The 14,800-nt window shown below is 68.1% G+C and carries 18 protein-coding genes; 1 reads left to right on the top strand and 17 read right to left on the bottom strand.

Annotated elements, in window-relative coordinates; translation table 11 throughout:
- Positions 1-18: 18 nt before the first annotated feature.
- The 9 genes from CYFUS_RS28645 to CYFUS_RS28605 all read right to left on the bottom strand — a co-directional run bounded on the left by CYFUS_RS28645 (position 19) and on the right by CYFUS_RS28605 (position 6,692).
- Positions 19-858: a class II glutamine amidotransferase gene (locus CYFUS_RS28645; RefSeq protein WP_095988118.1), complete on the bottom strand. Its 840-nt coding sequence runs from the start codon at positions 856-858 to the stop codon at positions 19-21.
- 72 nt (positions 859-930) lie between these two features.
- Positions 931-2,196 carry an imidazolonepropionase gene (hutI, locus tag CYFUS_RS28640; RefSeq protein ID WP_095988117.1) on the bottom strand — a complete coding sequence of 422 codons (1,266 nt, stop codon included), beginning with the start codon at positions 2,194-2,196 and terminating at the stop codon, positions 931-933.
- A gap of 4 nt (positions 2,197-2,200) precedes the next feature.
- Complete coding sequence (gene hutU, locus CYFUS_RS28635; RefSeq protein WP_095988116.1) at positions 2,201-3,856, bottom strand: urocanate hydratase; 1,656 nt, start codon at positions 3,854-3,856, stop codon at positions 2,201-2,203.
- Positions 3,857-3,953: 97 nt separating this feature from the next.
- Positions 3,954-4,340 (bottom strand): hypothetical protein, encoded by a 387-nt coding sequence (locus tag CYFUS_RS28630; RefSeq protein ID WP_095988115.1) that lies wholly within the window; start codon positions 4,338-4,340, stop codon positions 3,954-3,956.
- Positions 4,337-4,654, bottom strand: a complete 318-nt coding sequence (locus CYFUS_RS28625; RefSeq protein WP_095988114.1) for a hypothetical protein — start codon at positions 4,652-4,654, stop codon at positions 4,337-4,339. Before CYFUS_RS28625 ends, CYFUS_RS28630 begins: the two co-directional genes overlap by 4 nt.
- Before the next feature lie 87 nt (positions 4,655-4,741).
- Positions 4,742-5,128: a hypothetical protein gene (locus tag CYFUS_RS28620; RefSeq protein WP_095988113.1), complete on the bottom strand. Its 387-nt coding sequence runs from the start codon at positions 5,126-5,128 to the stop codon at positions 4,742-4,744.
- A complete protein-coding gene (locus CYFUS_RS28615) occupies positions 5,125-5,655 on the bottom strand; it encodes a hypothetical protein (RefSeq protein WP_095988112.1) in 531 nt (176 codons plus the stop codon). Before CYFUS_RS28615 ends, CYFUS_RS28620 begins: the two co-directional genes overlap by 4 nt.
- A gap of 117 nt (positions 5,656-5,772) precedes the next feature.
- Positions 5,773-6,090, bottom strand: a complete 318-nt coding sequence (locus CYFUS_RS28610) for a hypothetical protein (protein WP_095988111.1) — start codon at positions 6,088-6,090, stop codon at positions 5,773-5,775.
- 65 nt (positions 6,091-6,155) lie between these two features.
- The gene (locus tag CYFUS_RS28605; protein WP_095988110.1) at positions 6,156-6,692 is read right to left on the bottom strand and encodes a hypothetical protein; all 537 of its coding nucleotides are present in this window, start codon (positions 6,690-6,692) and stop codon (positions 6,156-6,158) included.
- A gap of 94 nt (positions 6,693-6,786) precedes the next feature.
- On the opposite strand from CYFUS_RS28605, the gene argG reads away from it, so the two are divergent.
- On the top strand, positions 6,787-8,133 hold the full coding sequence (gene argG / locus CYFUS_RS28600) for an argininosuccinate synthase (RefSeq protein ID WP_095988109.1): 1,347 nt from the start codon (positions 6,787-6,789) through the stop codon (positions 8,131-8,133).
- A gap of 43 nt (positions 8,134-8,176) precedes the next feature.
- Here argG and CYFUS_RS28595 read toward each other — a convergent pair whose 3' ends face one another.
- The 8 genes from CYFUS_RS28595 to ccmA form a co-directional block, all read right to left on the bottom strand.
- Positions 8,177-9,295: a hypothetical protein gene (locus CYFUS_RS28595; RefSeq protein ID WP_095988108.1), complete on the bottom strand. Its 1,119-nt coding sequence runs from the start codon at positions 9,293-9,295 to the stop codon at positions 8,177-8,179.
- Between the two features lie 61 nt (positions 9,296-9,356).
- Positions 9,357-9,896, bottom strand: a complete 540-nt coding sequence (locus CYFUS_RS28590; RefSeq protein ID WP_095988107.1) for a TlpA family protein disulfide reductase — start codon at positions 9,894-9,896, stop codon at positions 9,357-9,359.
- Positions 9,893-11,917: a heme lyase CcmF/NrfE family subunit gene (locus tag CYFUS_RS28585; protein WP_095988106.1), complete on the bottom strand. Its 2,025-nt coding sequence runs from the start codon at positions 11,915-11,917 to the stop codon at positions 9,893-9,895. Before CYFUS_RS28585 ends, CYFUS_RS28590 begins: the two co-directional genes overlap by 4 nt.
- Complete coding sequence (locus CYFUS_RS28580) at positions 11,914-12,399, bottom strand: cytochrome c maturation protein CcmE (RefSeq protein WP_095988105.1); 486 nt, start codon at positions 12,397-12,399, stop codon at positions 11,914-11,916. Before CYFUS_RS28580 ends, CYFUS_RS28585 begins: the two co-directional genes overlap by 4 nt.
- Positions 12,396-12,581, bottom strand: a complete 186-nt coding sequence (locus tag CYFUS_RS28575; RefSeq protein ID WP_232536862.1) for a hypothetical protein — start codon at positions 12,579-12,581, stop codon at positions 12,396-12,398. The genes CYFUS_RS28580 and CYFUS_RS28575 overlap by 4 nt, the downstream gene beginning before the upstream one ends.
- Positions 12,581-13,384, bottom strand: a complete 804-nt coding sequence (ccsA, locus tag CYFUS_RS28570; RefSeq protein WP_232536861.1) for a cytochrome c biogenesis protein CcsA — start codon at positions 13,382-13,384, stop codon at positions 12,581-12,583. The genes CYFUS_RS28575 and ccsA overlap by 1 nt, the downstream gene beginning before the upstream one ends.
- 7 nt (positions 13,385-13,391) lie before the next feature.
- Positions 13,392-14,087 (bottom strand): heme exporter protein CcmB, encoded by a 696-nt coding sequence (locus CYFUS_RS28565; RefSeq protein ID WP_095988104.1) that lies wholly within the window; start codon positions 14,085-14,087, stop codon positions 13,392-13,394.
- A complete protein-coding gene (gene ccmA, locus CYFUS_RS28560; RefSeq protein WP_095988103.1) occupies positions 14,084-14,746 on the bottom strand; it encodes a heme ABC exporter ATP-binding protein CcmA in 663 nt (220 codons plus the stop codon). Before ccmA ends, CYFUS_RS28565 begins: the two co-directional genes overlap by 4 nt.
- Between the last annotated feature and the right edge of the window lie 54 nt (positions 14,747-14,800).

Genomic DNA, 14,800 nt, shown 5'->3' with positions numbered 1-14,800 from the left:
CGCCTCTCCGCCCGGGCCTCAGTGCCGGGCGTCCAGGTCCCCCACCCTCCAGTGGTGGAACACGAGGCCGCTGTCCACGCCGATGACGCTGTTCTCCGCCACCTCGTGCCAGTGGTCCTCTCCCGACAGCCGCTCACTGGCGAGCACGAACTGCTCCAGCCGATCCCCCGGCTTGGGCGCCCCCAGGTGCTTGCGGTGGGGGAGCCTGCCCGTCTCGGGGGCGGTGTCCGACAGGAAGAGCGAGCGGTTGCGCCGGGTGGCCGCCATCACATCCCCGTTGGTGACCAGGAAGTTCATGGACGAGCCGTCCTGCCCGGGCTCATCCGTGAGGCGCGACACCAGCCCCATCGTCTCCGCCAGCGCCCGGGCCACCTTCTCCACGCACGCCGGGCCCACCAGGCACTGACGCTGCTCGGCCAGCCGGGTGAGGAAGAGGTAGAAGCAGCGCTCGGAGTCCGTGGCGCCCTGGATGAGCGCGCGCAGATCCTCCCGGATGAGCGCTTCCACCGCCGCCTGGTGCCGGGCGAAGTTCTTCAGCGTGCCGTTGTGCACGAAGCACCACCGGCCATGGGTGAAGGGGTGGGCGTTGCACTTCTCCACCTGCCCCACGGACGCCAGGCGGATGTGCGCTACCACCGTGCGGGAAGACACCCGGCTGCTGACCCGCTCGAAGTCGGGGTCGCAGTGCGCCGGGCCCAATCCGTGCGCGACGAACGGATTGTCTCCCGTTTCATAGGCGGCGATTCCCCATCCATCCTTGTGCTCCCGCGATTGACGCAGGAGGGAATTCTTCTCCGTGACGAGCGAAGGATGAACGGCGGCGGGGACAGCGGATCTGAAACCAAAGAGGCGGCACATAGGCTTGCTTGTTTGATGCTAACGGCCGGCCCAGGGTGGAAGTTCCCTCGAATGCCACTTGTGCAACCAGAATCATGCACAAAGGGCTTTTTCCTGCTCTACCACGACATGGCCTCCCTTGATCACTATCCGTGCGTGATTGATTCCCAGGTGATAGGGAAGGTGGCGATAGTTTGAACACGAAAAGATGACAAGATTGGCGGGGTCGCCCACGGCAATCCGTCCCTCGGAACTCAAACCAAGCGCGAGCGCGGCTCCCCGGGTGGCGGCCCAATAGGCCTCGGCGGCCGTCAGCCCGTTCTCCAGGCAGGCGAGCCCCAAGGCGAGGGGAAGGTTCTCGCTCATGGCCGAGCCGGGGTTGAGGTTGGTGCCGAGCGCCACGTTGACGCCCGCGTCGCGCAGCTTGCGCCCGGGGGCGTAGGGGCGCACCCGCAGGAAGAGGGTGGCGGTGGGCACGAGCACGGCCGACACCCCCGCGGCCGCGAGCGCCTGGATGCCCGCATCGCTCACCTGCTCCAGGTGGTCCGCGGAGGCAGCGCCCAGCTCGGCCGCCAGCTCCGCGCCTCCCGAGGCGCTGAGCTGATCCACGTGCAGCCGCACTTGCAGCCCCCGCTTCCGGGCCGCCAGCAGCAGGCGGCGCGCCTCCGCGTGCGTGAAGGCCCCCTGCTCGACGAACACGTCGCAGAAGCGCGCCAGGCCCTGCTCGGCCACCGCGGGGAGGATCTCCTGGATGCACAAATCGAGGTAGGACTCGCGCCACTCGCGGTACTCCTCGGGCACCGCGTGTGCGCACATGAGGGTGGGGATGAGCTCCACGGGCTGGAGCGTGGACAGCCGCTGCACCACCCGGAGCATCTTCAGCTCGTCCTGGAGCGTGAGGCCGTAGCCGCTCTTCACCTCGGCGGTGGTGATGCCGTACTCGAGCATCAACTGGAGCCGGGGCAGGGCGAGCCGGATGAGATCCTCCTCGCTGGCGAAGCGGGTGGCGCGCACGGTGTTGGCGATGCCGCCGCCGGCCTGGGCGATCTGCAGGTAGGTGGCGCCCTGGCAGCGCAGATCGAACTCCGCCGCGCGCTCGCCGGCGAAGACGGCATGGGTGTGGGGGTCCACGAAGCCCGGGCCCACGAACTGACCATGGGCGTCCAGCACCCGGGTGGAGGGGCCCACCGCGCCCGGGGGCAGGGCGCTCTCGGAGCCCACGTACCAGATCTTCCCGCGGCGCACGCCGACGCAGGCGTGGGGATGCGGGGTGAGGGCGCGCTCGGCGGGCTCCTGGGGGGAGCCCTCCACGGTGAGCACCTCGGAGGTGTTGCGGATGAGCAGCTCCAGGGTTTCCATCGCGTCACTCGGTGAGGCCGGGGATGCGCACGCCGCGGGTGCGCGCCGTCTCGTGGGCCTCGGAATAGCCCGCGTCGGCGTGGCGCAGCACGCCCATGGCGGGGTCGGACGTCAGCACGCGCTCGATGCGGCGAGCGGCCTCGGGGGTGCCGTCGGCGACGATGACCTGGCCGGCGTGCAGCGAGTAGCCCATGCCCACGCCCCCGCCGTGGTGGAAGGACACCCACGAGGCCCCGTTCACCGCGTTCACCAGGGCATTGAGGATGGGCCAGTCGGCCACCGCGTCCGTGCCGTCCTTCATGGCCTCCGTCTCGCGGTTGGGCGAGGCGACCGAGCCGCAGTCCAGGTGATCCCTCCCGATGACGATGGGGGCCTTGAGCTCGCCCTTGCGCACCATCTCGTTGAAGCGCAGGCCGGCCCGGGCGCGCTCGCCATAGCCCAGCCAGCAGATGCGCGCGGGCAGGCCCTGGAACGCCACGCGCTCGCGCGCGAGCTCGAGCCAGCGGCGCAGCGAGGCCTTCTCCGGGAACAGCTCCAGCACCGCCTCGTCCGTGCGGCGGATGTCCTCGGGGTCTCCCGAGAGCGCCACCCAGCGGAAGGGCCCCATGCCCTCGCAGAAGAGCGGACGGATGTAGGCGGGCACGAAGCCGGGGAAGTCGAAGGCGTGCTCGAGCCCCGCCAGCTGCGCCTGGGCCCGGATGTTGTTGCCGTAGTCGAACACGTGGCTGCCCGCGCGCGCGAAGTCCAGCATCGCCTGCACCTGCGCGGCCATGGACTGGCGCGCGCGCTCGACGTAGCCCTGGGGGTCGCGCTGGCGCAGCTCGGCGGCGGCCTCGAGCGACAGGTCCGCGGGGATGTAGCCGTTGAGCGGATCATGCGCGCTCGTCTGGTCCGTCACCAGGTCCGGCTTGAGCCCCCGCCGGTACAGCTCGCGGAACACCTGGGCGGCGTTGCCGATGACGGCGATGGAGCGGCCCTGGCGCCTGGCTTGTGCCTCCTTCACCAGCGCGAGCGCCTCGTCGAGATCCTTGGCGATGACGTCGAGGTAGCGCGTCTCCACGCGGCGCTGGGCGCGCGTGGGATCGATCTCCACGCCGAGGAAGACGGCGTTGTTCATGGTGGCCGCCAGGGGCTGGGCGCCGCCCATGCCGCCGAGGCCGCCGGAGAGCACGAGCCGGCCGGACAGGTCATCCGAGCCGAAGTGGACGCGGCCGGCCTGGGCGAAGGTCTCGTAGGTGCCTTGGAGGATGCCCTGGGTGCCGATGTAGATCCACGAGCCGGCCGTCATCTGGCCGTACATCATCAACCCCTTCTTCTCGAGCTCGAAGAAGTGGTCCCAGTTGGCCCAGTTGCCCACGAGGTTGGAGTTGGCGATGAGCACGCGGGGGGCGTCGGGGTGGGTGCGCAGGATACCCACGGGCTTGCCGGACTGGACGAGCAGGGTCTCCTCGTCGGTGAGGCGCTGGAGGCTCGCGACGATGCGGTCGAACGAGGGCCAGTCGCGCGCGGCCTTGCCGATGCCGCCGTAGACGACGAGATCCCCGGGGCGCTCGGCCACGTCGGGATCCAGGTTGTTCATCAGCATGCGGAGGGCGGCTTCCTGGACCCAGCCCTTGCAGGACAGGGTGGTGCCACGCGGGGCACGAATGGTGCGGGACATGTGTTTCCTCTAGGGTCCTTTGTGTCCGGACAGTAACCGAAGAGGTGGCCGGATGCGCGTTCCGCGTCGCCAGATTGTATGAAATCGCCTGCAATTCTCAGGGTTTGGGGGCCGAGCGACGCAGGGAGACGAACTCGTGGGCGCGATCGAGGAACTTCATGACCGCGCGCTCGTGGTCCCCGCCGCACTCGCGCAGGAACGTCACGTGCCAGCCCTCGTAGCGCGCCGCGGGCTCCACGTCGTCGAGCCAACGCCGGAAATCACGCCACTCCTGATCCCGACCTCCGTTGAACTGGGTGTTGGAGGCCCAGCCGATGGTGAAGGATAGAAGCGATTCGATGGTCTCTCCGCCTGTCACGGACCAGAGTCCACGCCCATCCAAGATGGATTCACGCGCGTGGAGCAGGGCATCCATGAGTCCCACCTGGCGCCCCTGCCACTTCTCGGCAAGAGGCACCTCCTTGCCCACCTTCCACTCACTCATGGTGCTTTCACCACTTCGTGAAGGACCTGGCTCATTCCTGATGTTCCGAGCCTCTTCATGTATTCCGTCAAGGGGAGACCCGCCAGTCCTGTATAGGCATCAATCCAGCCCGGCACCCGCCCGATGTCCTGGAGCGCCAGGTACTGGTCGACGACACACGCCATCTCCCCCGTCAGCAGGCACGCCTTGAGCCGGGCCCGGATCGAGTCGTCCCCCGGCATGGGGGGATTGCCGAGCACCCCCAGGGGCAGCAGGCAGAGCAGCAGGAGCAGGGCGGGGCGTACTCCACTCCAGGTAGGGGTCGGGTCCCTCATGGGGGAGCGGTTGGCACGAATGTTTCGGACAGGTCACTCGTGCCGAAGCAGAAGTGTCGCCGGATTGTACGGAATCGCCTGGAATTCTCAGGGGTTGGGTGATGCGCGACGCAGGGAGACGAACTCGTGGGCGAAGTCGAGGAACTTCAGGGCCGCGCGCTCGTGGTCCCCGTCGCAGTCGCGCAGGTACTTCGCGTGCCAGCCCTCCGGTGGCATCTCCTTCTTCACGTCCCGGAGCCAATCCCAGAACTCCTGCCATTCCAGATCCTCGCCTCCGTTGAACTGGGTATTGGAGGCCCACCCCATGGTGAACGCGAAGAGCGACTCGACGGTGTCAAAGCCAGTCACGGACCAGAGACCCCGTTTTTCAAGAATGCGCTGGCGTGCGTACAGCAGGGCATCCATGAGTCCGACTCGACGTCCGCGCCACTCCTCCGGCATCGGTTCCACTTTGGCGATCTTCTTCTCACTCATGGTGCTCGTGCCACCTCGTAGACGACATGGCTGGAGGCCGCTGTACTGAGCCGAGCCATGTACTCGGACAGGGGAAGACCCGCGAGACCCGTGTAGGCGTCGATGACCTTTTCCCCCCATTTGACGGCCACATGTTGCCCGGTGAGCGCGACTTGATGGCTTCGGACGAGAACTCCATTGGAGATCTCATTGAATCCCAGCAATTTGGTGTCGCCCTGGACGGTGAAACGCAAGACTTCGGGTTGTTGCCTGAGTTTGACCAACCCCTGGTGGACGAGCCGAGCGACCTTCTCGCACTTGCCCGCCTTGCGGTTGGCGACGGAGAAGGCGCCCTGGAAGGACACGAGCCAGCCCGGCATCCGCCCGATGTCCTTGAGCGCCAGGTACTGGTCGACGACACACGCCATGTCCCCCACCAGGAGGCAGGCCTTGAGCCGGGCCCGGATCGAGTCGTCCCCCGGCATGGGGGGATTGCCGAGCACCCCCAGGGGCAGCAGGCAGAGCAGTAGGAGCAGGGCGGGGCGCATCCCACTCCGAGTGGAGGTCGGGACCCTCATGGGAGAGCGGTTAGCACGAATGTTTCGGACAGGTCACCCGTGCCGAAGCGGAAGGGTCGCCGGATTGTACGAAACCGCCTGGAATTCTCAGGGGTTGGGGGCCGAGCGGCGTGAGGAGACGAACTCGTGGGCGCGCTCGAGGAACTTCAGGACCGCGCGCTCGTGGTCCCCGCCGCACTCGCGCAGGAACGTCACGTGCCAGCCCTCGTAGCGCGCGGCGGGTTCCACGTCGTCGAACCAATCCAGGAAGTCGCACCACTCCTGATCGCTCTCTCCGTTGAATTGGGTATTGGAAGCCCAGCCCATCGTGAACGCGACGAGCGACTCGATGGTGTCAAAGCCAGTGACGAACCAGAGTCCACGCTTCTCGAGAATCTGTTGTCGGGCATAGAGCAGTGCATCCATGAGGCCTACCCTTCGACCACGCCACTGCTCTGGAATCGGCTCTTCTTTGACGACTCGCTTCTCGGTCATAGCTCTTTGACCACCTCGTCGACGATCCTGTTGCCCGGGCTCGTGCGGAGCCGGGCCACGTAGTCCTGAAAGGGCAACCCGCTCAGACCTGTGTAGGCGTCAATGATCTTGTTTCCCAGCCGAATGGCGACATGCACACCCATTGTGGAGACCTGATGGGTTTTGACCACCACTCCTTGTGCGGTCTCATCGAAGCCCAGCACTCGTACTGGTGACGGGCCACTGACCGAGAAGCGGATGAATTCCGGTCGCTCACCGAGTTTGACGAGTCCCTGGTGGACGAGTCGCGCGACCTTCTCGCACTCGCCCGCCTTGCGGTTGGTGACGGCGAAGGCGTTCTGGAACGCCACCAGCCACCCTGGCATCCGCCCGATGTCCTGGAGCACCAGGTACTGGTCGACGACACACGCCATGTCTCCCACCAGCAGGCACGCCTTGAGCCGGGCCCGGATCGAGTCGTCCCCCGGTGCGGGAGGGATGGCAGAGCACCCCCAGGACAGCAGGCAGAGCATCAGGAGCAGGGCGAGGCGCACTCCACTCCAGGTAGGGGTCGGGTCCCTCATGGTGGAGTGGTATCGCATAGGAGACACGGGACGTCCGGGTCATTCCGTGCTAGGGCGCCGCGTCATGAGCCGCATCTACCGTTCGCTTCCTCCCGCTGGTACCCGTATCGGTCTCGCCTTCTCGGGCGGTCTCGACACCCGCGCCGCCGTCGCGTGGATGTCCCGCAAGGGACTCGACGTGTACGCCTACACGGCCGACCTCGCCCAACCCGACGAGAAGAACCCCGCCGACATCCCCCCCATCGCCCTGGGCCATGGCGCCAAGCAGGCGAAGCTCGTGGACTGCCGCGAGGCCATGGTGCGCGAGGGCCTCGTCGCCATCCAGTGCGGCGCCTTCCACCTGTCCGTGGGCGGCAAGAAGTACTTCAACACCACGCCGCTCGGCCGCGCCGTCACCACCACCGCCATCGTGCGCGCCATGCGCGAGGACGGCGTGCACGTCTTCGGCGACGGCAGCACCCACAAGGGCAACGACATCCAGCGCTTCTACCGCTACGGCATCCTCGTGGACCCGGCGCTGCACATCTACAAGCCCTGGCTGGATCCCGAGTTCGTCAGCGCCTTCGGTGGCCGCAAGGAGATGAGCGAGTACCTGAACTCGCTCCAACTGCCCTACCGCATGGGCACCGAGAAGGCCTACTCCACCGACGCCAACGTGCTGGGCGCCACGCACGAGGCCAAGGATCTGGAGCACCTGAACAAGGGCATGAACATCGTGGAGCCCATCATGAGCGTGGCGCACTGGCGCCCCGAGGTGGACATCCGCGCCGAGCGCATCACCGTGGAGTTCGCCCAGGGCCTGCCCGTGTCCCTCAACGGCAAGCGCTTCGACTCCCCCTTCGAGCTGTTCCTCGAGTGCAACCGCATCGGCGGGCGGCACGGCCTGGGCTCGAGCGATCAGATCGAGAACCGCGTCATCGACGCCAAGAGCCGCGGCATCTACGAGGCCCCCGGCATGGCGCTGCTCCACATCGTCTACGAGCGCCTGCTGTCCTCCATCCACAACGAGAACACCTCGGACCTCTACTTCACCCTGGGCCGCCGCCTCGGCCGGCTGCTCTACGAGGGCAAGTGGTTCGATCCCGAGGCCCTGCTGCTCAAGGACTCGCTCACCCGGTGGGTGGCCCCCAGCATCACCGGCAGCGTCACCCTGGAACTGCGCCGCGGCGACGACTACACCCTGCTCGACACCCAGGCCGAGCACATGTCCTACGATCCGAGCAAGCTCTCCATGGAGAAGGTCGAGGCCGCCTTCAGCCCCGAGGATCGCATCGGCGCCCTGGAGATGCAGAACCTCTCCGTGGGCGACAACCGCAGCCTGCTCCTGCACCACCTCGCGAGCGTCCGCCGCCTGCCCGGCGCCACCGGCACCGGCATCGCGCAGCTCCTGGAGGAAGGCGAGGAGAGCTGAGCCGTTCCAGGGGCCTCCCGAGAGGGGGGCCCCGCGCGCCCGCTCAGGCCTCGCGTGAGAACGAGAGGGAGCCGTACACCGAGACGAATCCCGTCGCCACCAGGCCCACCAGGAACAACACGGGCCCCCACGACAGGACGCCGTTGAAGATCAGCCACGCGAGGCACACCACCAGCACCCCCAGGGGCGCGAAGCGCAGCGCCTCGGGGCGAGGCACCTCCGGGCGCAACGCCATCAGTCCCAACACTCCGAACAGCAGCAGCGCCACGAAGACGGACAGGGGCTGATCCCAACCCGCGTCGTGCGGCATGTCGAGCAGGTTGTAGACGACGTCGGACGAGGCGGGCGTCTGATCCATCACGCGCAATTGCGGCAGCCCCGAGGGGATGGGGCCCCGGGCGGTCGCCGAGGTGGCCCCGGGCTCCCAGGAGAGGAACAGCGACAGCAGGCACAGCGCCACGCCGGCGAGTGCCACGGGGGCCAGTCCGACCCGCAACTGGCGCGGATCGAAGAAGCGGCTCCAGCCGTCCTCTCCCACGTACACCTTGCGGTACTGATCGAAGCCGATCAGTGCGGCGCCTCCCGCCCACAACACCGGGGTGACACCCACGCCGAGCATCCGGATCGCCAGCGCCGCCACCACCACCGCGTACAGCGCGGGCACCGCCGGGTGCAGCAGGGAGTCGGGCACCCAGTCCACCAACGCGTGCCGCTGGTCCACCGCGCGCAGCTCCCGCGCCACCACCAGCCAGCCTCCCGTCAACGTCACCAGCGACCAGAACGGCCCGACGTCGGCGAAGAAGGGCAGGATGGAGAGCACCAGCGCCACCGCCAGCAGCCCCACGCCCAGCACGCTCGGCGAGTGGGCCGGCACGTGCGCCAGCCAGATGGGTCCATCGTAGGGCGGACCCCGGGACTCCTCCGTCTCCGTGCGTTCCGGCTCCCTCGCGACGTGTCCGGCCGGAGCGACCGCCGGCTGCACGTCGGTGTCATCTCCAGGCTGGACGATGCGCGCCGGTGCGGCGAGCTTCTCGCTCGCGAGGGCGGGCCGTGCGGCCGTGCGGCGCGCTCCGGGTGGGGGCGTGGGCATCGTCGCCCCACAGTTCTCGCAATAGCGCAGGGTGATATCCCGCGCGACGTCTCCGCACTCCAGGCACGGCATGGGTATGGCCTCCGCTCCCCGAACCCTCACGCGGCCCCGAGCCGGGGCGGCGTCTGCTGACTCACTGCTTGGCGGTGGGCCCTTCCGCGGTCAACTCCTTCATCCACGTCGCCATCGTCTGCGGATCGATCGGGCCCACGTGCTTGCCCCGGATGATGCCCTGGCGATCGATGAAGTACGTCTCCGGCACGCCCGCCACCCCGTAGTCCACCGCCATGCGCGAGCGCGGATCCACCAGCTGCGGGAAGCTCGCGCCCCACTGCATCAGGAACTGCCGCGCGTTGTCCTCGGTGTCCTCGAAGAGCACCCCCAGGAACTGGGCCTGGTGGCCGAACTCCCGCGTGCCCCACTCGAGCACCGGGTGCTCCATCTTGCAGGGGCCACACCAGGACGCCCAGAAGTTGAGCACCACCGGCCGGCCCTTGAGCTCCGCCAGGCTCACCCGCTCGCCGCTGTCCAGCGCCGCCAGGGTGAAGGAGGGCGCCGGCTGGCCCTTGAGCATGAAGGGCACCTCGTGCGGGTTGCGCCCGAAGCCCTTGTAGAGCACTCCCACCAGCGCCAGACACAGCGCGACGAAGCTCAGCGTGATTCGCCACTTCATGCCGTCCCCCGGTTCATTTCACCCTCCGAGTCAGGAGGCGCGCTCGCCACGGGGGGGCGCGACTCCACCACCGCCCGGGCCCGGCGCGCCGGCCACAGCGCGATGAGCGTGCCGAGCACCAGCAGGGGGATGCTCCACCAGATCCACCCCACCAGCGGGAAGATCCACGCGTTGAAGCTCGCCGTGCCCCGGTCCTCGGAGAAGGCCATCAACGACAGGTACAGGTCCTCCTTCGGAGTCGAGCGCACCGCGGGCGTGCCCACCGGATCCGTCATCGTCTCGTAGTAGTTCATCCGGGGGGCCATCTCGCTGACCTCGCCGTTGGGCGCCGTCACCTCCACGCGCGTGGCCACGAAGGTGCGGTGTGGCTCCTTGCCACTCGCGAGCCCCAGGTACTTCACCCCGTAGTCGCCGATCTTCAGCGTCTGGCCCACGCGCACCGTGCCCGAGGTGCGCGTCACGTAGGCCGACGAGGCGCCCACCGCCACGAGGATGACGACGATGCCCAGGTGGACGATGTAGCCGCCGAAGCGCCGGCGCGCCTTGGTGGCACTGCCCACGAGCGCCGTGACGAAGCCCTCGCGGTGCTCGCTCATGCGCACCTTCACCGGCAGGAAGAGCTCGCGCAGGGTGATGACGGTGACGAAGCCCGCCAGCCCGAAGGTGAGCAGCGGGTAGAAGCCCCTCAGGCCTCCGGCGAGGCACGCGGCGACGATCGCCACGCCCACCGCCGCCGGAATCCAGAAGCGCTCGCGCACCGTCTTCGGATCCGCGCTGCCCCAGGGCAGCATCGGCCCCACGCCCATGAGGAAGAGCACCATGACACCGCCGGGCACCGCCATCTTGTTGAAGTACGGCTCGCCCACGCTCACCTTGATGCCGCGCACCGCCTCGGAGATGAGCGGGTAGAGCGTGCCGAGCAGCACCGTGAAGGTGATGGCCACGAACACCAGGTTGTTCACCAGGATGGTCGTCTCACGCGACAGGAGCGACTTGATCTGACTCTCGGCCACCAGCAGCGGCCCGCGCACGGCCAGGAGCGTGATGGACACGAAGAGCAGGAGCGCGATGAACACCAGGAACGTGGGCCCGATGTCCGACTGGGTGAAGCTGTGCACCGAGTTGAAGATGCCCGAGCGCGTCATGAACGTGCCCAGCACCGTGAGCACGAAGCTGGAGAGCACCAGGCTCAGTGTCCACAGCTTGAGCATCTTCTTGCGCTCGTGCACGAGCGTGGAGTGCATGAAGGCGGTGGACGTCAGCCATGGCAGGAAGGACGCGTTCTCCACCGGATCCCACGCCCAGTAGCCGCCCCAGCCGAGCACCGCGTACGCCCACCACGCGCCGAGGATGATGCCGATGGACAGGAACAGCCAGGCGAAGAGCGTCCAGCGCCGCAGGGGCGCCATCCACGCATCCCCCATCTCGCCGCGCAAGAGCGCCGCCACGGCGATGCCGAAGGGCACCGTCATCCCCACGTAGCCCAGGTACAGCATGGGCGGGTGGATGATCATCAGGTAGTGGTTCTGCAGAAGCGCGTTGGGGCCCGGCCCATCCGGGGGCACCGGCGACATCGCGTGGAAGGGGTTGGCCGGCCCCGCGATGAGGAAGCTGAAGAAGACACCCACCGCGAGCATGGTGCCCAGCGCGAGCGACATGTAGCGCGCGTGCTCGCGCCGGTGCGTCAGCGCGAACGCCAGCACGTAGCCGCCCATGATGAGGCCCCAGAAGAGGATGGAGCCTTCCAGCGCGCTCCACAGCGAGACGATCTTGTAGATCGTCGGCGTGGCGCGGCTGCCCACCTGCGCCACGTACTGGACGCTGAAGTCATCGGTGAGCAGCGCCCACTCCATGACGAGGTTGGCGCCCACCATGCAGGCGGCGAAGCCGTACACGCAGCGCAGCACCCAGGGGAAGGCCGCGTCGTTGCGGCGCATCCCGCTCACCAGTCCCACCAGCGCCCCGAAGCTCGCGAACGCGAGCCCCCCGAGCACCAGCGCATAGCCGAGCGTCGCCTTCACGGAGTCCTCGCCGCCGTGGTGGCTTCCTGCTTCTGCATCTCCTCGAACATCTTCTTCACGTCGTCATCCGTCTTGGGCGCCCGGTACTCGTTGGAGTGGTTCACCATGAGCCGGCTGCCCTGGAACGTCTGGGACGCGTCGAAGGTGCCCTCCACCACCACGCCGATGCGCTCGCGGAACATCTGCGGCGGCACCTCGTTGGTGCGCACGAGCACCTGCGGCGCGCCCGGCTTCTCGTCGTCCATGACGCGGAAGTGCAGGGTGGTGTGTTGCTCGTCCCACTGGATGCTGCCCGGCTGCACCTGGCCGCCCAGGCGGATGATGGGGCCGTAGGCCTTGCTTCCCTGGGCCAGCATCTCCGAGGGCCGCCAGTAGTAGACGAGGTTCTCCCCGATGTTGCCAACGGCCACCAGGGACAGGCCGCCGCCGGCCACCAGCAAGGCCACCACGGCGATGAGACGGTTGCGCGTCTGCTGCGTCATGGCGCTAACTCCTTCGAGTCATTCACGGCCTTGCCGGGACGGCGCAGCCACAGGGACAGGGCATAGAGCGCGAGCGAGCCCCAGGCGATGGCGTAGGAGCTCCAGATGTAGCCCCAGCCTCCCTGGATGCGACCCACGCCCACCTCGGCGAGCACGAGACCCGTGTGCAGTGCCGACATCATCAGACCACCTCCGAGGGATTGGCGCGCGTGTCCGTGGGCAGCGCCGAGGGCAGGGCCACCTCCGCCTCGCGCGTGGCGAGGGCGATGCGGTAGCGGTGCAACAGGAAGAGCACGAGCAGGATGAGCGAGGCCCACGCGTTGACGCGCAGCGCCAACACCATGTCCGGATCCACCGTCTTGGGCGTGGACTGCACCTGGTGCAGGCTGCGCCACCACTGCACGCTCTTCCAGACGATGGGCATGTTGATGCCGGAGATGATGCCCACCACGGAGCTCCACACCGCGCGCTTCTCCGGATCCTCCACGAAGCGGCGCAGCGCCGTGTAGCCCACGTACGTCACCAGCATGATGGCCATGGCCGTCAGCCGCGGATCCCAGTCCCAGTACACGCCCCAGGTGGGCTTGCCCCAGATGGAGCCGAGCACCAGGCCGTAGGTGCCGAACAGCAACCCCACCTCGGCCGCCGCCTCCGCCAGCGCGTCCGTCTTCCAGCTCGCCTTGAAGAGGTAGGCGATGCAGCAGCCGAAGTTGAGCACCAGCGCCAGCATGGCCATCCACATGGCCGGCACGTGCACGTAGATGATGCGGTAGACGTGCCCCATCTCCCGCTCGGGCGGCGTCCAGACCAGGCCCATCCACGACCCGAGCGCCAGCAGCGCCACCGCCGCCCCCGTCATGGCATAGAGCGCCGGCCGGGCGTTGAAGCGCGAGCCCACCGGCGCCCACTTCACGCCCAGGTAGATTCCCAGCGCGACGGACACCAACGCCGCTGTCGTCGATACCAGCTGCAGCACCGTGTTCATGACGATCTCAATCCTCGATGACCCGGGGGAAGAGCGCGAAGCCTAGCCCCCAATAAATCAGGTTGAACCCGGAAAGCAGCCCGTACCATGAGCCGAGCTGTTCCATGGGATCACCCTGGAGCACGAGCGCCGTCGCCTTGGCGGCGGCGAGCAGTGCCGGAATGATGAGTGGGAAAAGCAACAGCGGGAGCAGCACGTCTCTTGCCCGCGCGTTGCTGGCGATGGCCGAGTACACCGTGCCCGGCGCGCTGATGGCCATGCAGCCGAGCAGCAGGGTGATCGCGAAGGGGAGGGGGCCCATGGCCACCTGCACGCCATAGAGCGCCACCATGACGGGGATGAGCAGCGCGCCCAGCGCCACGAGCAGCAGGGTGTTGCCCACCGCCTTGGACAGGAAGATGGCGCGCGCGTCCGCCGGGGCCAGCCGCAGCCCGTCCAGGGTGAGGTTCTCCTGCTCCACCCGGAAGGACTCGCCCAGGGCGAGCACGCTGGCGAAGAGCAGCGCGAGCCACAGGTAGCCCCCGGCGTTGCGCGCCAGCAGCTTCGTGTCCGGCCCCACCGCGAACGAGAAGAGCAGCAGCGTGGCGAGCGCGAAGAAGACGAGCGCGTTGAGGCGCGCGCGCGTGCGCCACTCGATGAGCAGATCCTTGGCCAGCAGGACTCCCACCGACCTCGGCAGGGAAATGGAGCGCCCGGGCCTCATGCCGCCACCGCCCGTCCATCCGACAGGTGCAGCCGCTCCTCGCACAGGCTCAGCCCCTGCTCGATGAGGTGCGTGGCCAGCACCACCGTGACCCCGGACTCCTTCAGCTCGGCGATGATCTTCTCCATGGCCTGGATGCCCGCGGGATCCAGCTCCCCGAAGGGCTCGTCCAGCAGCGCCACCGCGGGCGTCTTGAGCAGCAACCGGGCGATGGCCAGGCGCTTGCGCATGCCGGCGGAGAACTGGCGCACGGGACTCTGCGAGCGCTTCGTCAGGCCCACCTTGATCAGCAGCGTGTCCGCCACGTCCGAGGGGGACTCCATCCCGAGCAGCCGCGCGAGCACCACCAGGTTCTGCTGGGCGGTGAGGTCCTCATAGAGGAAGCTCGCGTGGGACAGCAGGGCGACCTCGCGGCGCACGCTGTCGCGCTGGGCCACGCAGTCCAGGCCCCGCACCTCCACCCGGCCGTGGGTGGGGGAGAGCGCCGTGGCCACCAGCCGCAGGAGCGTCGTCTTTCCGGAACCGTTGTGACCGGTGAGCAGCAGGGAGCGGCCCTGGGGCAGGGCATAGCTCAGGCGCGCGAGCGCCCAATGGCGGCCATACCGCTTGCTGACATCGTGGAGGGCGAGCGCGGGGGGCGCGGTGGGGGTGGCGTCCATCGGCGGGAGCGTTCGTAACTGGAAACTTCTTCGCACTCCAGCGAAAGCACCTCC

The sequence above is a fragment of the Cystobacter fuscus genome, assembly GCF_002305875.1.
In the GTDB taxonomy this organism is placed as follows: domain Bacteria; phylum Myxococcota; class Myxococcia; order Myxococcales; family Myxococcaceae; genus Cystobacter; species Cystobacter fuscus_A.
Note: the sequence above shows the minus strand (reverse complement) of the source record. Positions and strands in the feature narration are given on the sequence as shown.